Raw genomic sequence first — 26,638 nt, forward strand, 5'->3', positions numbered from 1 at the left:
GAAATTTTATCGCAGATAAAATTCTTGCGCCTTAAAGCATTATACATAAAACTTTATTTGCGTCTTTGCGTCATCCAACAATAAAAGAAATTATGCAACTTTCTGCCTTCTGAACATTTCCGGTTTATAGTTGATGATAAACACCCCACAAATAATTAATGCAGCCGCAAGAATAAATTTCATTGAAATCTGTTCATCCATAATCAGCCAGCCCAGGAAGATTGCAATAATGGTATTGATGTAAGCCAATATGGAAACCTGTACCGGAGAAATTTTAGTTAGCGCATAATGGAAAGCAAAAAAGGCAGCCACAGAACCGAAAACAGACAGATACAGCATTGCGGAGATACTTTTGATAGTCCAGTTTCCAAAATTATAATTCTCTGAAAACAGGAAGGCAAGGATAACCTGAACGATTCCTGCAAATAAGAACTGATAAAATAAATTCAGAGTTATATTTCCACTTTGGATATTCAGTTTCTTTGTAAAAATAGTTCCTGAAGCCCATCCCGTAATTGCACAAAACATGAAAATCATTCCCATTCTGTAATCAGGGTTGGCAAGATCCTGCAGGCCGTCCCAGAAAATAAAGAGAATTCCGCTGAAGCAGAGTAAAACACCGAGAAAGGCTCTGATACTGAATTTTTGTAAACCAACAGCCACACTTCCCAAAAATACAAGAATAGGAGAGCAGGCACTGATGAGTGATGCAAGACTGCTTGAAACCGTTTCTTCAGCAACCGTCGTCATACCGTTAGCTATCACCAACATTAAAGAGGCAAAAACAATCTGATAGCCCAGACTTTTCCAGCCAATCCATTTGAATTCCTTTCTTGAAAGAAGGATAATAAGCATAATGATGGAAGCAAGAAACTGACGGATACCGGCTACAAACCATGCCGGAATGGTTTCTACAGCCACACGGATGGCTAAAAACGTAGTTCCCCAGACAAAAGCAACGGTGAGAACAGCGAAAATAAGTTTATAATCTTTCAAAGTAAATTGAGTGTAACAAACAAATGTAGCAGTTTTTTTACAAGTTGAAAGGGTACAGTTGAGATGATTTTTGATGATACAGATGGAAAGGAGGGAAGCTGGAGAATGGAAGGGGGAAGTTATAACGGTCTTTAGAGAGATTGTAGTATGAGATATAATTAAAGAGGTGTGTTGTTGAGGTAATTGATAATATATGTGGGAGGGAAATTGAAGGATGGAAAAGAGGAGTTATGGCGGTATTTATATAGATTGCAGTATGAAATGAATAGATAGTATGTTGTTTGGAATAAACTTCCAGCTTTATTTTTTATCTTTGAACATCTAATAAAATTGAAGATGGTAGGTATTATTATGGGCAGTCAGAGTGATCTGCCGATCATGGAACAGGCTGCAAATTTCCTTAAAAGTCTGAATATTCCTTATGAATTAACTGTAGTTTCAGCACACAGAACACCGGAAAGAATGTTTGATTATGCAAAGACAGCTCAGGAGAGAGGTCTTAAAGTAATTGTTGCCGGAGCAGGTGGAGCGGCTCATCTTCCGGGAATGGTAGCAAGCTGTACAACACTTCCTGTAATTGGAGTTCCAATCTTGTCCAGTAACTCTATTGACGGATGGGATTCTGTTCTTTCAATTCTTCAGATGCCAGGTGGTATTCCAGTAGCAACTGTAGCATTAAACGGAGCTCTGAATGCAGGTATTTTAGCTGCTAAAATCATCGGAAGCGGAAATGAAGAAGTGGCGGGAAAGCTTCAACAATATCAGGATTCTCTAAAAGATAAGGTCTTGGGAACTGTGGAAGACATCAAAGCACAACATCCTAATCATTTCGATAAATAGTTTTAAACTTACATCAATATAAAGCCTCAATATTTCAGTGAGGCTTTCTTATTTTATTTTTTTATAAACTTAAAAGTATGACTTTTGCCTTGTGTAATAATGTGTAATATATAATTTCCTGAAGGTAAAGACTCAATTGAAATTGTATTGCTATGTAAAAAGTCTTTTGTAATCATTCTTCCACTGATGTCATGGATCGTATAATTTTCAGGATTTTGAATGTTTTTAAGGTAAATGATATCTGTCGCCGGATTAGGATAGATACTTATTTTGTTATCCGTTTTTATATCGGAAGTTCCAAGTTGGGATGCACATTCTCCATCATAGATATCTCCGGTAATAGTCCAGCCTTTATCGTTTATCAGATAATTTCTTGCAGTTACCGCTCCTGAGTGTGAATAAACAAGAGGGGAGACTGATGAAATATTAATGTTACTGGGCAGGGAGGTGTTCTGGCTCCAGCCATAAAGAGTGTTATCATAATTTTCACAGGTTAGCGCTGTATTTTTAAGAATATTACTGGCCAATTGTAAAGAATTAAGTCTCCATTTTCCTAAATTTTGATTGAATTTTTTGGCTCCGCTAAACATGTAGGACATATCTTTTACCTTACTTACATTCCAGTTGGAGAGATCGCCATTGAATTGCTCAGCCCCGGAAAACATATTATTCATATTTTGTACATTACCCGTATCCCAGCTGCTAATATCCTGATTGAAGTTTTTCGCATTGTTGAACATAGACATCATATCGTTAATCTGTGAGGTATTCCAATTTCCTAAGGGCTGGTTAAATTGAGTGGCATTGAAAAACATAAATTTAGATTCAATGTTACGAGACATATCCCAACTTTCTATAGGCTGATTAAATTTAGAAGCATTCAGAAACATAGAGGCTGTAGAGGTTACTTTGGAAGTATTCCAGCTGGCTAATGGCTGATTGAATTTCCTTGCAGACATAAACATAATTGCCATTGAAGTAGCATTAGAGGTATTCCAGTTTTCTAAAGGCTGGTCGAATTCATAGCAAGTGAGAAAGGTTTCTGATAAGTTGGTAACATTGGATATATTCCAGTTTCCGATAGGCTGGTTGAATAAAAAGCATCCTGCAAAAGCTCTCTTCAAATTGGTGATGTTGGAGGTGTTCCAGTTCCCTACAGGTTGGTTAAATAAATAACAGTTGTAAAAGATTCCTTCTAAGTTGGTAATATTGGATATATTCCAGTTATCGATGGTTGGATTTGAAATAAAGTTTTTACAGTCTAAAAACATATAAGACATGTCAGTTGCCTCAGAAAGGTCAGGAATATCTGTAGCAGCAACATCCAAATTAACACAAGATGAAAATGCATAATTCATAGAAGACCACTTGATATTTCCCCATTGCTCAATATTTACTATTTTATTTACATCTCCTACTATTCCTATGGGTTGATTTCCGGTATTTGTCTGCTGACTCAAAAATTGGATTTGGTGAAAATTTCCAATTCCATTACTTATTTTAACCCGATAGGTGGCATTGTTTGGAACAGGGTTTAATGGTGTTCCAAAATCTATGAGTACCTGGAAGTCAGAAGATATATTCTGCATTGTATTATGATGTGAAGGATAACCAATTTCCTCCCAATAGATGGTGTAATTCGTTCCTTTTCCCGGAAGCCAGGCCTGATGTTCATTAGAGTTATTGGGAATTCCTAAAGAAGTAGAGGAAGGAAGACTTGGTTTCCAAATAGTGATAAACTCATTTTGAGCTTTAATGATTTGAAAAAATACAATAAAAAGAATACATGGTAAAAGTTTTTTAAGCATATCAATATTTTGTGAAATAAATGTAGTAAAAATAAATTAAATGTTTATTTTATCAACTATTTATGTGAATTTGATATGTTTTATGAAGAAAAGGATTTGAAAATAAAAAACTCTCCGATTTTGGAGAGTTTCTGTATTATTCCTGAAGCATATTATCTCTGGTATTCTTTTGAACGGCAATAGCGCCAAAAAGTGCCAGAAGGAAGGCAAAGGCATAAAACCCTTTTTCACTTGGAAGGATGGTGGCATTCCAAAGCCCAATGGCAAGTAATACAATGGATGACAGGGTAGCAAACCAACAGATCCCATAGTAAATGTCAGTTACCTGAATGTTTTCCAATTTATCACGAACCGCCTTCTGTAAAGAAACAACGGCAAATAAACCATATAATAAGATTGTAAAATAGTAACCTTTCTCATTCAGCAGCATTTCTGCTCTTGCAAGACCTACAATATAACCAATCATTCCTGCTCCCAATGCGACCCAAGAGGCTGCGACAAATGCATTTGATACTCTTTGTTTTTTCATGAATTTAATGTTTTGTTTACGTGGCTAAATATATTCATTTTTTGTTAACATTATCCCCGTTATGAGAAAATATGGGTAAAATACGGAGTTGTGAAAATTGAACTATATTTTATTTATCAGCTAGAAATCAGCTTTAAAAAAATAAAACTTTCCTAACGTGGAACACTTGTATATTGTTTTTTCAAAGTAATATATTCGTAATTATACTCTATAAAAAGATTACCATTGGCGTCTTTTCCAATAATCTTAGATGGTAATTGAGCATTATTGTATTGAATTTCATAGGTTATATTTTGAATCTGAACCCAATTTCCTGCACTATCCATACGGCTTACTTTTTCTGACGTATAATTATTTTGACTTAAAAATTGTGTATCAGCTAAATACGTTCTAAAGTATGCACTGGTCAGAGAATAAGGATTGATCTTGTTATCGTAAGAAAACTCTCTTTTAATAGTAGATGGACCACCTATATTATCACTGAATAAAATTTCTGTTGAAACATTATCACCATTGTAAGTATACGAAGATGTAGAGGGTATTGTACAATTTAATGAATAACAAAGGGAAGTACCAGTGATTTTATCGTTGTTATAGGTATAAACCTTTGTTGTATTATCATTAGAATCTGGATAGATTGATTTAATTGCAGCTAGCTGGCTTCCATTATAAGTCCAGGTCGTATAAAAAGCAATTGCTCCATCCGTATTATAATAATTTGTTTTTGAAAGTTTTCCGGCAGTATCATATTCAAAACTTGTTGATCCACCTTGTGATGAAACTTTGATTAATTGTTTCTGGCTGTTGTAATTATAAGTTATTACACTTGTATTTGGATTAGTAGGATTAGAATAATAAACACTTGTAACTTTGCTTAACAATATTTTAGGTTCAGGATTATTGGTTGTATCATTTTCATCATTACCGCTGCAGCTGTTTAAGAATAAGACTGAGCTTAAGGCTCCAAGAAATAAGTAAGTTTTCATAGTATTTTTTGCGCTCAAAAATAGAAAATGTTTAATAATCCACATAAAAAAATCCCACTATTTCAAAATAGTGGGATTTTATCATGTTTTTATGAATCTTAGTATCTGTAGTATTCAGGCTTGAATGGCCCTTTTACGTCTACTCCGATGTACTCAGCCTGCTCAGGAGAAAGTGTTTCAAGCTCTACGCTTAATTTCTTAAGGTGTAAAGCTGCTACTTTTTCATCTAGGTGCTTAGGTAACATATATACTTCGTTTCCGTAAGCTGCAGAGTTGTTCCATAGTTCGATCTGAGCCAAAGTCTGGTTAGAGAAAGAGTTAGACATTACAAAACTTGGGTGACCTGTTGCACATCCAAGGTTTACCAATCTTCCTTCTGCAAGGATGATTACTTCTTTTCCTTCAATAGTATAGATATCTACCTGAGGCTTCACTTCAGATTTAGTCTGACCATAGTTTTGGTTTAACCAAGCCATATCGATTTCATTATCGAAGTGACCGATGTTACAAACGATAGCCTTATCTTTCATCTTCAGGAAGTGCTCTCCTCTTACGATATTGAAGTTACCTGTTGTAGTAATGATGATATCAGCATTATCTACTACAGTATCTAATCTTTTTACTTCATACCCGTCCATTGCAGCCTGAAGCGCACAGATTGGGTCAATTTCAGTAACAGTAACAATAGAACCAGCTCCTCTGAAAGAAGCAGCAGTACCTTTACCTACGTCTCCGTATCCGCAAACTACCACTCTTTTTCCTGCTAACATTACGTCAGTAGCTCTTCTTACAGCATCTACTGCAGATTCTTTACATCCGTATTTGTTGTCGAATTTAGATTTAGTTACAGAGTCGTTTACGTTGATAGCAGGCATTACTAAAGTTCCGTTTTTCATTCTTTCGTAAAGTCTGTGAACTCCGGTAGTGGTTTCTTCAGAAAGTCCTTTGATATCTTTTGTGAATTCAGGGTATTTATCAAAAACCATGTTTGTTAAATCTCCACCATCGTCAAGGATCATGTTCAATGGCTTTCTGTCTTCACCAAAGAATAAAGTCTGCTCAATACACCAGTCAAATTCTTCCTCATTTAAACCTTTCCAGGCATAAACAGGGATTCCAGCAGCAGCAATAGCCGCAGCAGCGTGATCCTGTGTAGAGAAAATATTACAAGATGACCAGGTAACATCAGCTCCTAAAGCTACCAAAGTCTCGATAAGCACAGCCGTTTGGATCGTCATGTGAAGACATCCTGCGATTCTTGCTCCTTTAAGCGGTTGAGATGGTCCGTACTCTTCACGGATAGCCATCAAACCTGGCATTTCTGCTTCTGCAAGGGTAATTTCTTTTCTTCCCCATTCTGCAAGGGAGATATCCTTAACTTTATAAGGAACGTATTGTGTTGTTGTACTCATATGTAATGAATATATTTAAATTCAGTTGATAACGAAAGGCAAAATTACAATTTATAATTAAGATAAAAAAACGGCAGATCAATTTCAGTTTCATGAGATTAAACATGACTTAAAATTATTTAGTCTTAATATAAATAACTACTTTTATCTAACAAATACTATATTATGAATACTACCCATACAGAGAAAAAAGCAAAGCCTGTTACGCCAAAAGTAAAGGAGTTGATTGAAAGATCAAAAAGTGTAATTCTTGCTACTGTAGATGCAGAAGGAAATCCTAATTCCAGTTATGCACCGTTTGTACAGCTTGACAATACTTTTTATATTCTGGTTTCATTTATGGCAAGGCATACTAAAAATCTTTCGGAAGGAAGAAAAACCTCATCATGTTTATAGAAGATGAGTCTGCTACGAAACAGATTTATGCAAGAGAGCGTTTAACAATGGAAGCTGCAACGTCCCAGATTGAAAGAGATTCTGAAACATGGAATACCGTGGTAGCAAAATTAAAAGAAGCTCACGGAAAAGTAGTGGATGTGATTTCTGAAATGGGCGATTTTATTTTAATTGCTTTAGAACCTACAAAAGGGTCTTATGTAAACGGATTTGGAAGTGCTTATTTTGTAGATTCTAATCTGGAAATTATTGAGCATAGAAATGATGTAAATCATCAGTCTAAATAAATAAACTGTAAGGTGATTATACCCTTGTCAAGGTTTAAAACTTTGACAAGGGTATTTTTTTGTATGGATTTTCTAAACAAGTTTGCCATTGTTTTTATCAACAAATAGAAACTTCCATCTTCCTGCTCCCATCTTCCATCCTTTTTCCTTATTTTTACCCAATAAAAAAAGAATGCCCCTTTACAGAGATTTTTCAGATGATAATGCCACGATTCTGGTTTGGAAATATGATGAAAGTGAAACACTTGATATCAATGAATTGCTGGAGCCGGAAAATGCTGAAAAAGTAAAGGATTACCATCCTAAAAAACTATTGGAAGTCCTCATGGTCCGTAAGCTCTTGAAAGGGTTAAAACCAGACTCTAAGATTCTATATAGAGAAAGAGAACCTTTTCTTTCTCCCAATGATGCGGAAATTTCCATTACTCATTCTTATCCATTTGCAGCGATTGCTATTTCTAAAAACAAAATAGGAATAGATGTTGAAAAATTCAATCCTAAGATTTTAAGAGTGATTGATAAGTTCACATATGAAAATGAAAGAGGATTTATTCCAGAGGATAAAGCAGATACTTTTTATACTATTATATGGAGTGTAAAAGAAAGTATGTATAAAATTCACCATTCCAAATATTGGTCTCTGAAGAAAAATTATGAAGTAAAGCCTTTTGAACTGAAACATCTTCATAAAATCAGCTGCCGTGTATATGACGAACAGTTTTCAGATGAATTTAAGGCCAGAGTGGAATTTTTTGATGATTACTGCTTTACGATTGTGGAGGAGTAGCATGCTTCTCACTTCTGTATTTTTCAATCACCTTTCTTTGCTCTTTTGCAACATCATAGATCAGTTCCAGAATATCATGGATATTTTTAAGCTCTGTTAAATGGGAGATTTTATCAGGATCTCTTCGGTCAATGATTTCGTTTTCCTCAATTTCTGTTTTTCTTTTCAAAAGCATGTCTTCAATGGAAGAATCTTCTGGCTCCAGACGGCTTTCCATTCTGAGGGCTTCAGTGATATCATCTCCGTTGAGTAACGTTGAGGTTTGCTGCATCTCTGCTTCAATTTTTCTGCTCCAGCTTTCAGCGTCTATTTCAGGATACTGCTCATTACTTTTAGAGTATTGAGACAAGGAAGCTGTATAAGCCGTAATAAGATGTGAGGTAGCCACAAACTGATGAACCACTTCCAGTTTTTTCTGCTGATTTTTAGGATCCGAAATCATTCTCTGAAAATTATCAGAGAGGTTAGCCAGTGAAATGATGGCATTTTTTCGTTTTACTTTATAGTCTTCAAGATCAAAATTTCCTTGTAAAAATTTAGACATTACACTTTGAAAATAGATGAGGTTATCTGCTGCAGACTTTTTCATCAGATCTAGATTCTGTGTATGTTCCCAAACTGGCAATACAATATAAGATACTGCAAATGCAATAATTCCTGCAATAGCTGTATCCAGAACTCTGTCTTTGAAAATGATATTGACTTTTCCCGGATTTAAAAAATTAAAACTCAGGAAAACATAGATCGTCATGAAAAGCACGGCCCAAAAATACCGTCCTTTCAAAAAGCTGAAACACATAATCATGCTGATGAGCAAGATCGCAAATAAAACACCATTGATGTGTATGAAATGCAGAATGATATAAGCAATCGTAGCTCCGGTTACCGTTCCGTAGAGACGCAGCAGGTTCCGTTGTTTGGTGATGGAGTAGGCCGGTTTTAGAATCGCTGTAATGGTAATTAAAATCCAGTACGTATGTCCTAATCCCAGAAAATCAAACATGGAAAAGAGATACCCTAGTAATAAAGCTGTTGTAATTCTTATCGCATGTCGGAAATGAGAAGAGGATAATGAAATATTATTCCTAAGGACCTTAGAGTTAAGTTTCGGCTCATTAGGCATAAACTTTCTTAGGTCTAGTCCGGTAGATAAACTTTTTGCCAGTTTTACGTCTTGTGAAAACACTTTATAAATCTCATTGATCTCTTTGGTGATTTCATTGATACGCATCAGAATCTGTCGCAGAACCATGAAGTTTTCCAAACTGTCAGGAGACAGTTGTTTATTTCTAAGTTCAAAATAATTAAAGTTGAGATTCTTCAATTCCAGTTCAAGATTAAACATCGGTTTTGCCCTTGTTCCACTTTGGAGCGCAATCCCGATATTGGTGATCTCTTCAGCCAATAGATTCAGATAATCGTGGATGTTAACCAGAATCATACTGTCTTCAAAGCTTTGCTGGAGCTTCTGGTAATCACTTTCAGAAGTCATTAGCTTTTCATGAAGGTCCATGGAGTTCAGGAACATCAGCATCAGTAAACGACTTGTGGTTGTGGATTCGTTAACGATGGTTCTTGTTTTAAAAACGGTTTCTCTGGTGTCTTCCTGAAGGTTTTTTATTTCAATCTGCTTGGCAATAACCTGAGTAGTCAGTTTATCAAAATCAGGATTCTTCTGATAATAATTGGCTTTGATTTTTAAAAACTCTGCCAATTGAAGATAGTTTTCACCAATCATCTGACCTGCCAGTTTGTATGGTCGAATGGTAGTTACCACAAGAAAGATAAGTAAAAACCAGATACAGCCACAAGCAAATATCAGTAAGCTTTTAAAAATATTGGCTCCTGTAAGATGCCCATCAATAAAGATGGCGAGTACAACAAGTGATAATGAACCTACTGCAGCCAGTCTCTGGCCATACACTCCAATTAAGGAGAAGAACATCCCAAAGACTATGATTTCCAATAATACCAGTAGCTTAAAATTCATCACCAGGCTGGCAATTAATGCTACAAAAACAAAACAGCAAATGGCAAATGCCAGTGCATTTCTTCTTCTGATGAAAGGTCCGGGTTGATCGGTAAGAGCTACAAAGCTGGTTCCGAGAGGGAAGAGGAAGTATTCTTTTAATATTCCAAAGTGAGCAAGAACTAAACAAGGGAGAACAGTAGCTAATGTAATTCTGATTGCAGAATACAGATACTGACTGGTTACAAATTTTTTTAGCTCCGCCGAATAGTTCATACTACAAAAATAGCTATTGAATTTAACAAAATCGCCATAAAGGATAGACTTTTGTAAACTTAAATGTTATATTTTTTTAATAGAGGCAATAGGCTGTATGGTTAGAAGTGAATTTTTGCTTCACAAAGTAAAATATGAATGTTTTCGGAGAAGAAATTAGTGATTCACCATTCGTTACTTCATCTTTTCAAATATCATATTCAATCATTCTATCCTGCCAGTCTTTTTTATACCCTATAAGTTTGTTTCCTTTGAGCTGTAATCGGAAGCCATTTAAAAAGTTACTTTCGGGAATTTTGGATGAATAGGAAAGAGTGATTTTACCTGCCGGATCTATTTTCCATTTTGCCTGGATACGGGATGTAACATTCTCACTACAGCTGTTTACATTTTTTTCAGTAAAAGCAACATCATGATCCCGGAAATTGAGAACGAGATGAATCATATGACTGGCGCAAGGATTGTACTCATTGGTTTCTGCACAAACATTTCCGATAAGGGCTTTGAAGTTTTTCCCTTCTAAAACATTCTGAGAAAAGCAGAACTGGGAGCTGGCCAGAAGGATGGGAAAACAGAGTAAGTATTTTTTCATATTTGTGTAATGGCTATTAAAAAAGCCTCACGCAAAATGGATGAGGCTTTTGTATTGTTGTTAAATATATTAACGGTCGTTGTTGGATGTTTCTTCACCAATGTTCCAGGTAAGTCCGAAACGAAGGGTATTATCTAATGCCGTATTCACTTTAGACATATTAATCAGATAAGAAAGATCCAGTCCGAAAGAACGGTATTTTAATCCGATACCTGCCGTAGCAAACTGTCTAGCTCCCTGTTCTTCACTTTCATGGAAGTAACCTCCTCTTACAGAGAATGCATTGTCATAAGAGTACTCTAAAGCACCACTGTACATGATACTGTTTGGATTTTTGAATGATTTTCCGATACCGGCAATTGGACCTACGTTTGGAATTTCATATTTAGGTCTTCTGTAAGCATCTACTCCTACATATTCAGATCCCGGAACCAAAAGTTTTGAACCTTCAAAAGAAAGCCCGATTCTGTTCAGGTCATCCAGATACATATCATAGCCAACCCCTAATCTTGCCATGGTAGGAAGATAAGATCTTGATTCTTCATTTCCTGTATAATCCAGTTTTGGACCCAGGTTCTGTATTGCTAAACCTGCATTCAATTTACCGTCATATCCTCCGAAACTTGAGAATCTTTCAGAGGTATAGTATGCTGAAATATCTACAGCAAAAGAGTTTGCTGCTTTTAATGTATTATCTGTGTTGAATCCACCGGCTAAGTCTGAACGGATAAATCTACCGGTTACCGCCATGGAATAAGAGTCAGAAAGTTTCAAACCGTAAGCTACATCAATGGAGAATTCATTAGGTTTTGATACTCCATTTGAAGTAACATCATTACCTACTAATTGAGTAAGTTCCACTTCTCCCATGTTGAAGTAATAGATACTCGCGGAAATAGTGGATCTTTCATCCTGCCCAAGAAATTTATGGAATGCTCCGTATAATAAGAATACATCATTGGTAAGTTTTCCCATATAGGGTGTATAGGTAAGACCTACGGAAGAACTTGTTCTGCTAAAAGGATATTTAGCTGCATTCCAGAATTGTGAAAATGCATCAGGAGAGGTTACTACCCCTTGATCTCCCATACCTCCCGATCTTGCGTCTGGCGCAATTCTCAGGAAGGGAGCTCCGGTAAGTACAGGGTTTGATTGTGAATAGCCCAGAAAACCAGCACTTAACCCAAGTCCTAAAAGCAGTTTAGTAGTTAAATTCATATGTTGTCTTTTATATATTATCAGTTTTTTATAATTTTTATTGTCTAATGTGTTGTTCAATTATTTCAAAAGTACCATTTTTTCTACAGCTGTGGCACTTCCTTTGCATTTTTCTTGGTTTTGACTTTTTGCAAATATCTTAAAAATATATGTACCTTTTGCAACTGTAGCTCCAAAATCATCTCTTCCATCCCATTCTATCGCCTGACGCGGGGTTCTGAAGCCCTGAAGGAACGGTTCTGCAACTACCGGCTGAGACAGTGTTTTTACCAATCTTCCGGTTATGGTATAAATCTGTACATTCACATCCAGGATATCATCACAATTGTGCTCAAACTGAATATAGGTTTTATTGGTGAATGGATTTGGCCAGTTTAACGGACGGTTGATCGTCAGATGCTGGTCAGCTTCATCTTTAACCTCAAAATTTAACGTAGCAGTTGTCGAATTATTGTTTATGTCCCAAACTTTAAATGTCAATTGGTGTTGGCCTACTGCTAAATTCTTAAAAGGGAAAGTGACATTTCCTTTTTGGTATTCAGCAAGACTAGGGTTTAAACATCCGTTTCCTTCTCCCGGATTATAGAAATCATTTAATATTTGAGTATTGATAATCTGACCATCTAAATAGGTGGTAATATCATGTCCTACACCGGATCCGGTAGAATTAATTCCTGTATCATCAGTAAGACAGGCCAGAAGCATTGGATTCTGATTGGTAATCCCACCATCTGCAAAGTTGGTGTTATTCATATACAGTTTTACCTTTGGCGGCTGGTTGTCATTAATTCCATTAGGGTTGATGTCTCCAACCTGAACAGACTGGTTATTGAATACATCAGTTGTCTTATTATCAGCATATCCTAATATTCTTCCTTCACCCACTGTATAATTGATGTCTTTAGGAACATAGAATTCTGCTGTGAAAACACCGTTTACTGCTACTCCGGAAGCTTTTACAATAGCACTTCCTTCTTCAGTATAATTTAATACAGGATATGACCAGTTATTATTATTCAGGGTCTTTTTATTCAGCCTTTTATCAAAAATATTGATGGCAACTCTTCCGTTGAAAGTAGTATTCAGAGTTCCGTTAGGATTGTTGATATGTCCTTTTACTTTAACAAAGTCAAGACCTCTTATTAATCCCGGAACAGGTGTTTCAATATTATCAATAGCCAGTAGTCTTTGAGGTCTGCTCAGTTTCATAGCCGGATCCCCCAATACATTTACTCTTAAGTGATTCGCATTTACTCCTTTTTCTTTTTTTGCATTTAAATGAGCATAACCTAAGGTGTTAAAGTCATCATTTGTTAATTTGAAAATATTTCTGGTGAAAATATCAGTGAAATCACGTCCATAATCAATTGCGATAGCACGGCTTGAGGTGATCATTGTAGCAGGACCTCCCTGTTTAAGTTTCATAAACTGCTCTCCGGCAGAATTGGTAGAAGGTTCATCCCATAATGTAAACTCGCAGGTTATTGTAGATACAAACGGAAATCTGCTGTACACATTAGAAAAGTTATTGGAATTCTGGATTTCGGTACTTGTCAGTACTCTTTCCTGGGCCCAGCCATTAATTCCTCCATGTCCAAAGTAGAACAGGTATAAACTGTTTCCTATACTGTTAGAGATAGACTGGTTTACCTGCGGGTATCTCGGTCCTCCAGCTGTACTCTGTACTGTAAAGGCATCCTGGTATGTTTTTTTACATTATACTCCTTTAATGTTGTTACTCCGGGCTGTTCAAATACATTTACCAATGCCTTGTTCATTACATTATGGAAAGGGTCTCCGTTCTCAGTATTATCATCCACCACAAAATCAAGTCTCATTCTCCAGTCTCCAAAAGGGCTGGATTGTCCTGGAAGTGCATTATAATACGCCAGAGTTTTGTCTATCATGTTAGCTGCCTCTGTACTATTGGCTGCCGGGATTCTTCCAACCGGAAGGTTAGGTAAATTATAGGTTATACTGGAGGCAGTCTGGGGCTGAGTCATTACAATATAGTCATCTGTAACAAATGACTGTACATAATCTGAAGAATGTTCACTCTGATAGGCAGAAACAACATTGCTGTTATTGGAGATTCTGTTCTTATAATCATAAGAAGCATCTCCCAGAATGAATACATATTTAAGTCTTCCTTCAGGAGTATTTAATTTGGTAACAAAATCTCTTACTGCTGTAAGGTCTTTGCTTCCGTTTCCAAATTCTTCATAAACCTTATTAACATCTACAATTTCTACCTTGTAATTATTTTTTGTCTGATGGTAGTTTGCCAGTCTTTGTGCCTGTCCCATCAGTTCTGGTACAGTAAGGATCAGATAATCTATATTGCTGATTGCTGAAAGATTCTGATTGGCAATTCTTCCTACAAACTGTGGCGTAAAGGCCGCATCTGCACGAAAAGCTACAAATTCATTGTTGAAATTCTGATCAGCAGCCGTATAGGCAAAATTAAAAGATCCGGCTCCTGCTTTATTTACTCTTCTGTTAACATTAGTAATGTCTGTAACATCCCATACCTGTTCCAGGCTGGATGCATTGGAAATACTGAATCCATAATCTGTATTACTTCCACTTACAATAGAGTAGTCTCTGAAGTTCATCTGAGAACCGTTGAAGGCAAGATTTTCTTTATACTGTACTTCAAGGTAGTCAAAGTAGAAGGCTCCATTAGGGTTTTTAGAAATGTCAGGATTATATTTCAGGGTAATCTGATTTCCTGTCTGATTGGTAATCGTTCCGTTATATCTCATAGGATAGAAGATATACGAATAAGTAGGATCATCAGTAGGAACGCTGTCATTGTACGGATTCAGTCCGTTGATTTTAATATCAATAGAATTCTGTTGTGATCTGTATCCTATTACCTGTGATCTGTATTTTATAACATCCGTTGGTTGTATAGTAGAATTAGTGGTAAGTGTGATTGTCTTTTCAGTAGTGAAAGGAGCTTCTTCCACCCAAATTCTTCCTACTTTCAATAAATTAGTCTGATCATTGTTGATGACCTGGTAACTATCATACCTTGTAATCATCTGAGCGGGTAAGTTCCCGTCTACAGTACCGACTCTTTTTCCTGTACCTTTATCAAAATTGATATAATAATAGGAAAAGTCATCATATATATTTTTGAGGTTATTACTGGTATCTGATCTCGTTTCCTTTCTTTTAAACCCCTGCCCATTATTGGTATCATAGATGTTATATCCATTCGGACCCTGTGCATAGAATAAAGCGTAGTCGTTGTCATTCCATACTCCGTCATCTTCGCCTACTACCTGAATTGCGTTTTCCTGTAAAGAATTATAGCGGGGATCCTGATTGAATTCTGGAAGCATAATTCCGCCATTTCCATAAATCCTCAGATTTTTTGGATTTACAGAACCCGGATTGATTCCGTTATCTCTTAAAAACTGTGCTGTAATTTTAAATACTCCGGATTTGTCAACTTTTATTTTGTAAAAATTTCCACTGGCAAGAGGATTGCCTGTAGTTCCTATTTTATTTACACTACCGAAAGTATTAACTGGAGTAGAGGCTTCCGAAACATTAAATGAAGACAGTCTCAGAACACCGGCTTTTGTCTTTTTAAATAAACCAACACTGATGCTGGCATATCTTTCTCCGTCTAAGGTATAATAGGTAACTTCTGCAATATCACGATCAGGAAGTCCACCTTTATCTAATTCAAATAAATCCTGGTTGGAAATTCCATCCCATGCAAGATCAGAAATTTTCAGCTCCTTTTCTCCGATTTTTTGCTTTGTTACTATAAAAACGTTATTTTGGCTGAAGGAAAAACCTTCATTTTTAAAATTGGGAAGATTTAATTTTGTATCACCAAAATCCTGAATTTTAGAACCATTCCATTCTATAGTGTTTCTTTGGGCGTAAAGTGTTGATGCAAAAGCGATTAAAGATAAAAGCGTGATTTTTCGTCTCATGTTTATTATTGAAATTGCTAAATTACAAAATAAATGAAAATTTTAGAATTAAATTGTAATACAATAAAATTAATTTGTTATCGTTGTTCAAAAAAATCAAATCTTTATTTGATTTATTGAATAATTTATTTTTCTTTGTACTCTTGAAAATATTTATATCGACTATGAAAAAACTAAAGTTGTTTTCATTAATAGCATTAAGTTCTACACTTGCATTAACCAGCTGTGGCGGATCAGGGACCAGCAAAGGTGGCGGTACCAAAAAATTTGTCAGTAAAACGGGTTGGAAACCAAACGAAAAACAGGGTTGGTTTTTTGCAGGAAAGCAACAGAAGCAGAAGGGTTGGCCGGGAATGGTATATGTAGAAGGTGGAACTTTTACAATGGGATTAGTGAAAGATGATGTTATGCACGATTGGAATAACACACCACGCAGAATGCAGGTGAGTTCATTCTTCATCGGAGAAACAGAAATTACTAACTACGAATACCGCGAATACCTTACATGGTTGAAGTATGTATTCCCACCAAGTGACCCTAGTTTTAAGGAGATCTATAACGGTGCTTTACCGGATACCTTATTATGGGACAACAAATTATCTAGAAACGATTATAATGAAACCTATCTACGTTCTCCGGAATTCGATTACTATCCGGTAGTAGGTGTTTCCTGGACACAAGCAAACAGATACTGTGAATGGTTGACAGACAGAGCCAACGAAAAAGCTTTGATGCAGGCAGGTGTTATTGCTAAGGATTTATATATCAATGAATCTAATAACCAGGGAGGAACAGCATTTAACATGGATAAATTCAAAGCGAATGATCCTGAAATGCAGGGATATATCAACGAAAAAAGATTGCAGCAGAAATCTGGTATGAAAACTACCAACCAGAGATTACTGTCTGCAAACAGAGCTCCTAATGGCGCAATGGTTCAGAAATTCAGACTTCCTACTGAAGTTGAATGGGAATATGCAGCTCTAGGAATGGCAAAAAACAGAGAATACAACCAATACCTTGGTAAAAAACCAGAGATCGAAAGATTAAGAGGTACTAAAGGAAAAGAAAGAGGAATGTTCCTTGAAAACTTTAAAATGGGTAAAGGAGATTACTCTGGTATTGCTGGATGGAAAAACGATGGATCTGCACAAACTTCAGATGTAAGACAATATCCGTCTAACGACCTTGGAATTTATGGTATGTATGGTAACGTTTCAGAATGGACAGCTGATGTTTACAGACCTATCATTGATGAAGATTATAACGACTTCAACTACTACAGAGGAAATATGCCTCAGGCTATCGTAAGAAACGGTGACGGAACTTACAAAATGATAGACGAGGGTACCATTAAGTATGATACTTTGGCTGACGGTAGATTAGTATACAAAGGACTTCCTGGACAATTCGAAAGAGAAACAATTGCTGATTACAGAAACTACAGAGATGGTGACAGACAATCTTCTTTAGAGTATAGAAGAGAATCAGACTCAGCTGCTGGATTTGATATGTATAATGCACCTAGAAAGAGCTTTGTTGTAGATGCAAGCGGTAGAGTTAAAATGCTTAAGGATACCAAAGACAGAACATCTGGAATTTCTAACGATGTTAGAGTAGTAAAAGGAGGTTCTTGGCAGGATACTGCATACTGGTTGGATCCGGGACAAAGAAGATATAAAAATCAAGGTAGAGCTTATGGCTGGATTGGTTTCCGTGTTGCACAGGATGCCAGAACTAGCGATAAGAGCAGAACAAGAAGATAATATTTATCAAAATACTTTTAAAAAACCTTCCGGATTTTCGGAAGGTTTTTTATTTTTGAACTGTGAAACCGCTTCGCTGAAAAAACTCAAAAATACTGAGGTAGACTGAGCGGTTACTATTAGAAAAAATATATATTTCCACATGAATATAGAACAGTTTTATCCTTTATTTTTACAGGCTGATAAAGTAACAATCGATAGCCGAAAAATAGCCAAAAATGACATCTTTTTTGCCTTTTCAGGCGATAACTTTAATGCCGCAACGCTGGCGGAAAAAGCCATAGAAGATGGTGCTTTGGCTGTTATTGTTGAACAGCCTGAATTTGAGAATAAGGAGAAGAATATTTTCTATGTTCCATCTACTCTTGAATTTCTGCAACAATTGGCAGTTTATCATAGAAGTCGGCTTCATATTCCTTTTATTGGTCTTACAGGAAGTAATGGGAAAACAACCACTAAAGAGTTGATTCATGCTGTACTTTCTGAAAAGTTTAATGTTCAGTATACCTATGGAAACCTGAATAATCACATCGGAGTTCCGCTGACGATTCTTTCCATTAAACCTGAGCATGAAATGGCTGTAATTGAAATGGGAGCCAATCATCAGAAAGAAATAGAATTTCTCTGTACCATTTCACAGCCGGATTTCGGATATATTACCAACTTTGGAAAAGCACACCTGGAAGGTTTCGGTGGCTTTGAAGGAGTGATTAAAGGGAAGTCTGAGCTTTATGATTACCTTAAAGGAAATCATAAGACCATTATTGTTAACGAAAATGATCCTGTTCAGGTTGAAAAAACAGAAAGCTATTCACCTAAAATTACTTTTGGAAAAGCAGAGTCAGATTACAATTTTGAAGCTTTTTCAGAAGATCATTTTGTAGGACTTATTTATCAGGGACAAAAAACCGTATCTAAGCTTACCGGAGAATATAACTTTACCAACCTTTGCGCTGCGGCAAGCCTTGGACTTCACTTCGGAATCAGTTTTGAAAAAATAAAGCATGCAGTAGAGCAGTACACCCCAACCAATATGCGTTCGCAGGTAGTGAAAAAAGAAAACAGAACACTGGTGCTGGATACTTATAATGCCAACCCAAGTTCAATGACTGCTTCATTACATAATTTTATCACATTTGAAGGCCGTAAAACCATTATAATTGGTGATATGCTGGAATTGGGTGCCGATAGTGAGAAAGAGCATCAGAACATCTTAGAATTGGCTAAAATGCTTGGGTTTGATACCATCATCACTGTTGGGAAACATTTTAAAGGAGTTAATTCCTCAGAACTTGCTTTTGAAAATACAGCTGAACTTACAGAATATTTACAGCAACATAAAATTCAGTCAGAAAATATACTGCTGAAAGGATCAAGAGGAATAGCGCTGGAAAAGGTAATCGATTTTATTTAGCCTTTAAAGCCCAGAATTCTTTTACAATAAGTTTAATATTCTTGAATGTGCTTGGGAAAACTTCATCTTCAATCTGAGTGGTGTTTTTCCAGGCAACTTCAGTAATACCTTCTTCAATCTGTGGCTTTGAAGTATCTTCACCATTGAAGTTCATTTCAAACCAATGGGTACACTTCAGTATCTTTTCGCCGTTTCTTTCAATATAGATATGATAAGTGGTGTTGATGAACTGTACAAGCTCTACATCTCTTAAACCAGTTTCTTCTTCAATTTCTCTTACTGCAGATTCTTCCCTGGATTCTCCTTTTTCCATTTTACCCTTTGGAAGATCCCATTTACCTAATCTTCTGATGAAAAGCATTTCACCTTCGGGTTTAAGAACAAGCCCACCGGCTGCTTCTATAATTCTGAACAGCTTTTGGAACTCCTGCCAGATTTCGTCAATATTTTCACCATAAACATTAAGTTCGTTTACAGAGGTGTTCTCTAAAAGATCCAATGCAATCTCTAAAGTAGTGAAACTTTCATATCCCAATTTTTTTTCAAGTTCTTCGGGATGTTTAGATATCAATAATTTTTTTCGTTCACAAAAACTTTATACATCGCAGATAGTTATAGTTAGTATTGATCCTTAGAAGGTAATGGTTTTAAAAGAGGAGAAAAAAGGTTGTTTTTATCACACTTTTTACCATAATTTATACGCAAATATATCAAATTATAGCAACAAAATAAACCAATTCATGTCCTTTATTTTTCTTAATGAGAACAATTCTTGGGTTTAGTTTACTTCGGATAATGTTCTTCCAATAAGATAATGTTGATCATTGTACCTGGTCTTATTTCTGATTTCGAAGCTTTATAGTATTGAGTATCCCTGGTAATAAATTTGTTATATCACAAAATTCATTCACGATGAATTCCCATTCAGCAAGAGAATTCAGTCTTTAAAAGTATGCTTTGGATAGCGTCTTTGTAGAATTTTTTTATAATTTTGTTGTTATCGTAAATATAAAGAACCTTATCTTTATAATAATTTAAATACAAAATAAAAAAATGAATTTAGAAGGACGAAAAATTATTGTCAATAAATCATCTAAGGAGTTAAGTGAATTGCTGAAAACTCCTGAAAATTACAAAGATTTCATGCCGGATGGTCTTCAGAAATTTGAAACAAGAGATAATGGTTTCAAATTCGGATTACAGGGAATGCCGGAAATTGCACTGAAAATAGATGAAGTAACAGATCAGAAAGCCGTATTGAAATCTGCAAGTTCAAGCTTAGATTTCTCTTTAACTGCTACATTAAACCCGATCAGTGAGAACCAGACTGAAGTTCAGATGCTGTTTGAAGGGAAATTCAATCCGTTCATCAAAATGATGGTTGAAAAACCATTACAGAACTTTATCAATACATTGACAGATAAAATCGAAGCCTACAAATAAAGCATAAAAAAAACCTTCAGAAATGAAGTTTTTTATGTTATATTCTATATACAAAACTTTAAGCAATTACTCCGGAACAATGGTCTGTGGTACTTCCTGTGGCAGAAGAAAGAACATTGATCTCATTATTCATTTTTAAAACTCCCATAAAAGCAAAGATTAAAGCTTCTTTATGTTCAATAATTTCTTTTTCAGGAATAATGATTTCGGAATCTGTTTTTGCTTTTATTTTATCAATTAAAAAGGTGTTATAAGCACCACCTCCGGTTATCAGTATGTTTTTTATATTATTCTCGTTGATAATCTTAGAGATTTGTTCGGCAATATGCTCTGTAAACGTAGCCAGAGCTTCCAGCGGAGTTATAGCTTCCAGCTTTGGAAATATATGTTTATGGCACCATTCCACACCTAATGATTTGGGATGAGCCTGTTGGTAAAATTCTAAGGAATTAAGTTCATTCAGTAAAGCTTCATTTATTTTCCCTTTTCTTGCCAGATTACCATTTCGTCAAAACTTTCATTGAGTTGCTGAGCCAGATGATTCAGAACAATATTTACAGGAGCAATATCAAAAGCAATTCTTTTATTTTTTGATTTTAAGGAAATATTTGAGAATCCACCCAGGTTAAGACAGGCATTATATTGAGAAAAAAGGAGTTCATCACCTATAGGAACAAGAGGAGCCCCGTTTCCTTTCATGAGAACATCCTGACTTCTGAAGTCATAGACTACAGGTACAGGGATTCCTGTATTTAATTTAACAGCTCTGCCATCTCCAATCTGAAGGGTAAATTTTCTTTGAGGCTGATGAAAAACGGTATGCCCGTGAGAGGCAATCAGGTCAATATTTTCAAGCTGATGTCTTTCAATAAATTCTTTAACTTTTTGCCCCAGATAAAATCCGTAATCAGAATGCAGCTCTAAAAGATCTGTCACAGAAAGATGGATGGAATTTCTAAGCTTATTTTCCCAATCAGTAGAATAGGGAAGGGTTTCCGATTTCAGGATCTTAAAATGCCATTTGTCCTTTTTCTCAAATTCAGCAAGACAGATATCCAAACCGTCTAAACTTGTTCCGGACATCAGTCCAATGGCAAGCGTTTTCATGGTAACAGAAACTATTTTTTATTCTCAGAAAGTCTTTTAGAATTAAAGTCTCCTGAGTTGTTATAGAAAGTATATTCCGAAAAATCATCCTTGGCAGTCATCCCATTGGCTCCCACTAATGTAGAACCGTCCTCCATTGTTACATACACAGTATCTTTGGTATAGATTCTTTTTTTAATCTGATCCCAATACACACTCTGCATAGCAAATTTCTGCCCTTCGTTGGTTGTAATCCTTACATTACCCTTTGCTTCGTAAAACTTTTTGTAATCGAAAAACTTAGCATACTTGGCTTTGATTGTTCCCGGCATTTTAGGCTTTTTCTTGTCAAAAAACTCAATGTCAATACCCTTTCTGGCAACAGTATAAGGACTGTCAATCAGCTCGTATTTTTCAATAATAGGAGCCTTGGCCTTAAGAATTACAAATCCAGAATCACGTTGTATGATATTCGCGTTATTAATGATCTGTGAAGGGAAGTTCTTGCTGTTATTGCCATTCTTTTTGGTAAGATCCTCTTCACAGGATGTCAATATAAAAAATATAGCACAACTAAAAAGGTATGCTATATTTTTATATACTATTTTTTTTGAAAAATTCATTCTAGTTATAAAGAGACTTTCTGAACCATTTATCAGCAAAATTGAAGCCGACTTTCAGGTTGATAAAGTTCTGGTTGATAAGATTGTTCTGAAGAGTACCTCTCTTACCTAATTCTACCCCAATTTCTAAACCACTCATTCTTGTAATGCTGCTGTTTTTGAATGGAAGCATTACCCCTGCAGAGATACCAAATTTATTGATGCTGTTACCTTCCAGTTTAAGGTTTCCTCTTTCATAGAAGGCACCGTATCTGTAGATTACTCTTGAGAAGTAGCTTCTGAAGTTATTATAGTTAGGTAAGTACCATCCACCGGCAGAAATTCTGTAGCTATCCTGTAAGTTGAAAGATTTTCCGAAATAAGCAATATCTTCTCCTTTTTTATAATCAATCTGTCCGGAAAGGAACCAGTGGTTTTCGCTTCCATATCCAACCCCTACGGATGCCTGTAATGGAATCAGGTTTTTGGATTTGGTTTCCATATGGTCAATGGTTGTGATATCTGATTTAGTCCCTGCAGCATCAACATATCTGTAAGTACTGTTGGTGTACTCAGTAGTTGTATTCCCCATATTTCCGAAAGTTGCCGTTGCTCCAATCGTTAATTTCTTATCAGTACGGGTATTCAGTTTCTGATAACTTGTACCTAAAGTAAAGTTGAAATTTCTTACTCTGTTTTTTGTTTCATAACCTGTAAGATATTCTGAATTTTTAGCACTGAATTCAGTAAGATCAAAAAGATCTCCAAAATATAAGTTAGCTCTTGCCCCTACAGAGAATTCCTGATTAATCTTATAAGATACAGCTACTGCAGCAGTATTTAAAGTACCACTACCTTTAAATTGATTTCGGTAGAGAACACTTCCGTCTGTATCTGTCTGATCACTTAGGATATCATAGCTCTTTGAGCTGTATGGCTGATAGGTAAGTCCCATTTTAACCTTTGAGGAAATAGGGAATGCTAGTGAAATATTAGAAAGATACGTAGAATGCTTTGTAGCTTTCATATCGTTATAGTTCGATTTGAAATAGTTGTTTTCGTTGGTAGCTTCCAGTTTGATACTTGTAAGTTCGAAATTAGCGTTGTTTGCAGGGTTTGCAAAATTGAAATTACTGGTGAAATCACTTATAAAAGCAGTAGAGATACCTCCCATGGAAGCAGTTTCGATCGTATTATCATATTTTACATCTCCAATTCCATATTTTGCATACGGAGAGTTACTTAGACTCTGTGCATTCAGAAAATATCCAACTGATATGAATGATACTACAAAGATTTTTTTCATTCTTTATTTTTAAAACAATGCGCAAATATCTTAAATATTAATGAATTGTAAAAATTATATGTGGTTAAAGTTTGTTAAGGGCTCTATAATGGGGAATTTTTAATCTTTATATATTATTGGTGTCAATTGTGAATCATGAGTTTACTTTGTTTAACAATTTGTATAATTATTTGTTATAATTCACTATTTACGTTGGTATGAATGATAAATAGCCTCCAAATTTGGTGCTGAATTTCTTTTATTACCTGTTCACTTTGCGAAGCAAAAATTCACCATTCATAAATTTAACTCTGAATTCTTATCCAGTTTTTTTATCTTTGAAACATGAATTGGGAGAATATCGCAGGACAGGAAAATCTGAAAAAACTTCTTAGAGAAAGCATTGCTGAAAACAGAGTGAGCCATGCCCAGCTTTTCGTAGGAAAGGAAGGTTACGGAACATTACCCATGGTATTGGCCTATGCAAAGGAAATTCTAAGTCAGGAAAATGAACATGCCGCTTCAAAAGTAGAACATCTTAATCACTTAGACCTGCATTTCAGTTTTCCCGTATTTACAGATAACAAAAATTCTTTAAGCAAAAATAAATTTGAAGAGTTCAGAGAAATGATTCAGGCTTCTCCATATGCAAGCTATGATGACTGGACTGCTTTTCTGGAGTCTGAGAATAAACAGCTTTTTATTTCTGCAGATGAAATTGATGATCAGAACCAGAAGTTTTCATTAAAAAGTTTTGAAGGCGGAACCAAAATTCTGATTGTCTGGAGAGCTGATAAAATGAATATTGCCGCTTCCAATAAATTTCTGAAATTTCTTGAAGAACCACCGGCTAAAACGATTATTCTTCTTACAGCAGAAAGTACCAATGATATTTTACCAACCATACTTTCCCGTACTCAGGTTGTAGAAATTCCCAGGGTTCATGATGAGGATATTGAAGCGTATTTAAAAAAGAATTTCTCTGTTTCTGAAGAAAAGATAAGAGAAATTGTTCACGAAGCACAAGGGAACCTTAATGAAGCGATCAAACTTCTGAATTCAGGAGACAAAAGCAATGAATTTGAAAAACTTTTTGTACAATGGGTTCGTGATGCCTTTATGGTGAAGAAAAAACCGGAATATCTGAGAAGTATAATTTCCTGGGCAAGAGAAATCGCTGGCTGGAACAGAGAAAAGCAGAAGAACTTTTTAAATTACTGTTCTGAGATTTTCAGATTGGCTCTTCTTCAGAATTATCAGTCAGAAAATCTGGTGTATAAAAAAATTGATGCCAATGGTTTCAACTGGGCAGGTTTTTCAAAATTTATCAGTGGAGCCAATATTGAAAGTATTCTGGAAGAGATTAATACTGCGGATCTGCATCTCACCCGAAACGGAAACCCTAAAATAGTCTGGACAGATCTTGGAATAAAATTGTCAAGATATATCCATAAAAGTACATAAAACAAAACTCCGGAATTTTTTCCGGAGTTTTTATTTTTAGCTGTATTATGATTTAAGCTGCCTTGTTTTCTTTTGCAGTCTTTTTATCTTTTGAAGTGTTATCAGCTGTTTTTGTTTTAGTATCACATCCTTTATGATGAGTGTCTGAACATGCTTTTTTATCCTTTACAGAACATTCTTTTTTGTCTTTTCCGGCACAGCAGCCTCCTTCTTTAGGCTTTTCCTGAGCATAGTTGAATGTAAATAAACCAATGGCAAGAATTGAGATGATTTTTTTCATGATCTAAAATTTTTAAGTGGCTAAATGTAATGCTTTTTTGCTGACTCTATATATTTTTTAAAGATGTCTGGAATTCCTGAAGTTCTTTTTCCATAAAATCTGGACTGTTGAGTTGTTTTCTCACAGATTTAATATTACCAATGGTACTTTCAAGAGCTGTTCTAAACCACGGGAATTCCTGGCTTAAAGAAGTAAGTTTTGCTAGGGCTCTCATAGGGTTTTCACTTTGGGCCAGCAGTACGGCATGCTCGTATCTGAAAACAGGACAATAATAGTATTCTTCAGCAACATAATCCCAGGTATCATTGTCTGCCTCAGCATTCATCAGGTAAAGCATAGCAAAAATAGAAGAATCTGTATAGCCTTCAGAAAATCTGAAACAATCGAAAACAGATTCTGTATCATTCCTTTGGATCTTTTTATCTAATACCTCATTAAATAGCTGGTGAGAAAGCTCTTTTTCAGAGTGATTTCCTATGATATGCAAAACAGTTGCGTATTCTACTTTTACAGCATCATCCTCAGGGTGATCGTGATAGGCTGTTTCAATATATTCCTTTGCTATAGGATTATTCAGTAATACCCTATGGAGTTTTGAAAGGGCAACCAGCTCTTCCTTGATAAAATGCCTTTTATCAGACATTTTTTCCTCAAAGTATTGTAATGCTTTTTTAGGATAACGGTCTTTTACAAACCTTTCAATCACCTGCCAATCTTCAAGCTTATCAAATTGGGACTGGTCCCAGAACTGATAGAGTAAAGACATGCGGTCCCATTTTGACTGGATACCTTGCCATTCATTGAAAAGTTCTGTGTAAGCCTGATGGGAATTAATAAGATTGCCATTGTCATCTTTGATTTCAATCTCAATACCAAGACTTGGATCAGAATGATACCTTTTGAAGGCTTCCACAATTTCAAGATCAAAACGACGGCCGTCTTCATTGATGGGTGGAGTAGTAGTTTCTTCTGCAACAGGAGTCTCTTCCTCCGGAATAATATTGGTTTCTTCGGTTATTGGAGTAAAGGTCTCTTCTAAAGGAACGGATATTTCTTCATTAACTGGAGCTATGGTCTCTTCAACTGGAGTCTCATTTTTAAAAGTTACTTCATTTGTCTGTTTTTTTTTCTTAAACAGATTAGTAAGGAAATCGAATAGGCCCATAGAATTTGTTTTTTGTAAATATAAATTAAATCTACATTAAAAAATCAATCAATCGTTTGATTTTATGAAAAACTTATGTAA

At 35.7% G+C, this 26,638-nt stretch carries 21 protein-coding genes and 2 pseudogenes; 8 read left to right on the top strand and 15 right to left on the bottom strand.

From position 1 onward, the window contains the following. Positions 1-90: 90 nt before the first annotated feature. Positions 91-996: a DMT family transporter gene (locus tag BOQ64_RS11725; protein WP_129055453.1), complete on the bottom strand. Its 906-nt coding sequence runs from the start codon at positions 994-996 to the stop codon at positions 91-93. Positions 997-1,332: 336 nt separating this feature from the next. On the opposite strand from BOQ64_RS11725, the gene purE reads away from it, so the two are divergent. Then, positions 1,333-1,836, top strand: coding sequence for a 5-(carboxyamino)imidazole ribonucleotide mutase (gene purE / locus BOQ64_RS11730; protein ID WP_129055455.1), 504 nt, complete (start codon positions 1,333-1,335; stop codon positions 1,834-1,836). A gap of 53 nt (positions 1,837-1,889) precedes the next feature. Here purE and BOQ64_RS11735 read toward each other — a convergent pair whose 3' ends face one another. The 4 genes from BOQ64_RS11735 to ahcY all read right to left on the bottom strand — a co-directional run bounded on the left by BOQ64_RS11735 (position 1,890) and on the right by ahcY (position 6,571). After that, positions 1,890-3,644 carry a BspA family leucine-rich repeat surface protein gene (locus BOQ64_RS11735; RefSeq protein WP_129055456.1) on the bottom strand — a complete coding sequence of 585 codons (1,755 nt, stop codon included), beginning with the start codon at positions 3,642-3,644 and terminating at the stop codon, positions 1,890-1,892. A gap of 136 nt (positions 3,645-3,780) precedes the next feature. Further along, the gene (gene yiaA, locus BOQ64_RS11740) at positions 3,781-4,173 is read right to left on the bottom strand and encodes an inner membrane protein YiaA (protein ID WP_089737179.1); all 393 of its coding nucleotides are present in this window, start codon (positions 4,171-4,173) and stop codon (positions 3,781-3,783) included. Between the two features lie 152 nt (positions 4,174-4,325). After that, on the bottom strand, positions 4,326-5,159 hold the full coding sequence (locus tag BOQ64_RS11745; protein ID WP_129055458.1) for a hypothetical protein: 834 nt from the start codon (positions 5,157-5,159) through the stop codon (positions 4,326-4,328). Positions 5,160-5,257: 98 nt separating this feature from the next. Further along, positions 5,258-6,571 carry an adenosylhomocysteinase gene (gene ahcY / locus BOQ64_RS11750; protein ID WP_129055460.1) on the bottom strand — a complete coding sequence of 438 codons (1,314 nt, stop codon included), beginning with the start codon at positions 6,569-6,571 and terminating at the stop codon, positions 5,258-5,260. A gap of 165 nt (positions 6,572-6,736) precedes the next feature. Between ahcY and BOQ64_RS23890 the strand changes: the two genes are divergently transcribed. The 3 genes from BOQ64_RS23890 to BOQ64_RS11760 all read left to right on the top strand — a co-directional run bounded on the left by BOQ64_RS23890 (position 6,737) and on the right by BOQ64_RS11760 (position 8,041). Then, positions 6,737-6,967 (top strand): pyridoxamine 5'-phosphate oxidase family protein, encoded by a 231-nt coding sequence (locus tag BOQ64_RS23890; protein ID WP_228448333.1) that lies wholly within the window; start codon positions 6,737-6,739, stop codon positions 6,965-6,967. Continuing rightward, on the top strand, positions 6,958-7,254 hold the full coding sequence (locus tag BOQ64_RS23895; protein WP_228448334.1) for a hypothetical protein: 297 nt from the start codon (positions 6,958-6,960) through the stop codon (positions 7,252-7,254). The genes BOQ64_RS23890 and BOQ64_RS23895 overlap by 10 nt, the downstream gene beginning before the upstream one ends. A gap of 88 nt (positions 7,255-7,342) precedes the next feature. Continuing rightward, complete coding sequence (locus BOQ64_RS11760; protein WP_228448335.1) at positions 7,343-8,041, top strand: 4'-phosphopantetheinyl transferase family protein; 699 nt, start codon at positions 7,343-7,345, stop codon at positions 8,039-8,041. On the opposite strand, the gene BOQ64_RS11765 is transcribed toward BOQ64_RS11760, so the two are convergent. The 4 genes and pseudogenes from BOQ64_RS11765 to porU form a co-directional block, all read right to left on the bottom strand. Continuing rightward, positions 8,022-10,286 (bottom strand): FUSC family protein, encoded by a 2,265-nt coding sequence (locus BOQ64_RS11765; protein WP_129055464.1) that lies wholly within the window; start codon positions 10,284-10,286, stop codon positions 8,022-8,024. The two genes, BOQ64_RS11760 and BOQ64_RS11765, sit on opposite strands and share 20 nt — an antisense overlap. A 187-nt stretch (positions 10,287-10,473) precedes the next feature. After that, positions 10,474-10,878 carry a hypothetical protein gene (locus BOQ64_RS11770; RefSeq protein ID WP_129055466.1) on the bottom strand — a complete coding sequence of 135 codons (405 nt, stop codon included), beginning with the start codon at positions 10,876-10,878 and terminating at the stop codon, positions 10,474-10,476. Between the two features lie 69 nt (positions 10,879-10,947). Beyond that, a complete protein-coding gene (gene porV / locus BOQ64_RS11775; RefSeq protein WP_129055468.1) occupies positions 10,948-12,096 on the bottom strand; it encodes a type IX secretion system outer membrane channel protein PorV in 1,149 nt (382 codons plus the stop codon). Positions 12,097-12,156: 60 nt separating this feature from the next. Next, positions 12,157-16,052: pseudogene (porU, locus tag BOQ64_RS24865) on the bottom strand (type IX secretion system sortase PorU). Positions 16,053-16,216: 164 nt separating this feature from the next. Between porU and gldJ the strand changes: the two are divergent. Next, the gene (gene gldJ, locus BOQ64_RS11785) at positions 16,217-17,818 is read left to right on the top strand and encodes a gliding motility lipoprotein GldJ (protein ID WP_129055470.1); all 1,602 of its coding nucleotides are present in this window, start codon (positions 16,217-16,219) and stop codon (positions 17,816-17,818) included. A gap of 142 nt (positions 17,819-17,960) precedes the next feature. Next, on the top strand, positions 17,961-19,232 hold the full coding sequence (locus BOQ64_RS11790; RefSeq protein WP_129055472.1) for a UDP-N-acetylmuramoyl-tripeptide--D-alanyl-D-alanine ligase: 1,272 nt from the start codon (positions 17,961-17,963) through the stop codon (positions 19,230-19,232). Here the strand turns inward: BOQ64_RS11790 and BOQ64_RS11795 are convergent. Further along, a complete protein-coding gene (locus BOQ64_RS11795; RefSeq protein ID WP_228448336.1) occupies positions 19,225-19,803 on the bottom strand; it encodes an NUDIX hydrolase in 579 nt (192 codons plus the stop codon). The two genes, BOQ64_RS11790 and BOQ64_RS11795, sit on opposite strands and share 8 nt — an antisense overlap. Positions 19,804-20,285: 482 nt before the next feature. On the opposite strand from BOQ64_RS11795, the gene BOQ64_RS11800 reads away from it, so the two are divergent. Further along, the gene (locus BOQ64_RS11800; RefSeq protein ID WP_129055476.1) at positions 20,286-20,675 is read left to right on the top strand and encodes an SRPBCC family protein; all 390 of its coding nucleotides are present in this window, start codon (positions 20,286-20,288) and stop codon (positions 20,673-20,675) included. 58 nt (positions 20,676-20,733) lie between these two features. On the opposite strand, the pseudogene BOQ64_RS24870 reads toward BOQ64_RS11800, so the two are convergent. From BOQ64_RS24870 to BOQ64_RS11815, 3 genes and pseudogenes are all read right to left on the bottom strand, one after another. Continuing rightward, positions 20,734-21,782: pseudogene (locus BOQ64_RS24870) on the bottom strand (anhydro-N-acetylmuramic acid kinase). An 11-nt stretch (positions 21,783-21,793) separates the two neighbouring features. Next, entirely contained in the window at positions 21,794-22,384 is a 591-nt protein-coding gene (gene lptC, locus BOQ64_RS11810) for an LPS export ABC transporter periplasmic protein LptC (protein ID WP_123910724.1), read from the bottom strand. Position 22,385: 1 nt separating this feature from the next. Next, complete coding sequence (locus BOQ64_RS11815) at positions 22,386-23,669, bottom strand: hypothetical protein (protein ID WP_129055482.1); 1,284 nt, start codon at positions 23,667-23,669, stop codon at positions 22,386-22,388. Positions 23,670-23,993: 324 nt separating this feature from the next. Here BOQ64_RS11815 and BOQ64_RS11820 point away from each other — a divergent pair, with 324 nt between their 5' ends. After that, positions 23,994-25,112, top strand: a complete 1,119-nt coding sequence (locus BOQ64_RS11820) for an ATP-binding protein (protein ID WP_129055484.1) — start codon at positions 23,994-23,996, stop codon at positions 25,110-25,112. A 52-nt stretch (positions 25,113-25,164) separates the two neighbouring features. Here BOQ64_RS11820 and BOQ64_RS11825 read toward each other — a convergent pair whose 3' ends face one another. Together BOQ64_RS11825 and BOQ64_RS11830 are read right to left on the bottom strand one after the other, a co-directional pair. After that, entirely contained in the window at positions 25,165-25,392 is a 228-nt protein-coding gene (locus tag BOQ64_RS11825) for a hypothetical protein (protein ID WP_129055485.1), read from the bottom strand. Positions 25,393-25,438: 46 nt separating this feature from the next. Next, a complete protein-coding gene (locus BOQ64_RS11830) occupies positions 25,439-26,557 on the bottom strand; it encodes a hypothetical protein (RefSeq protein WP_129059717.1) in 1,119 nt (372 codons plus the stop codon). Positions 26,558-26,638 lie beyond the last annotated feature (81 nt).

Origin of the sequence: Chryseobacterium sp. CH25, from assembly GCF_004119455.1 — a bacterium.
In the GTDB taxonomy this organism is placed as follows: Bacteria; Bacteroidota; Bacteroidia; order Flavobacteriales; family Weeksellaceae; genus Chryseobacterium.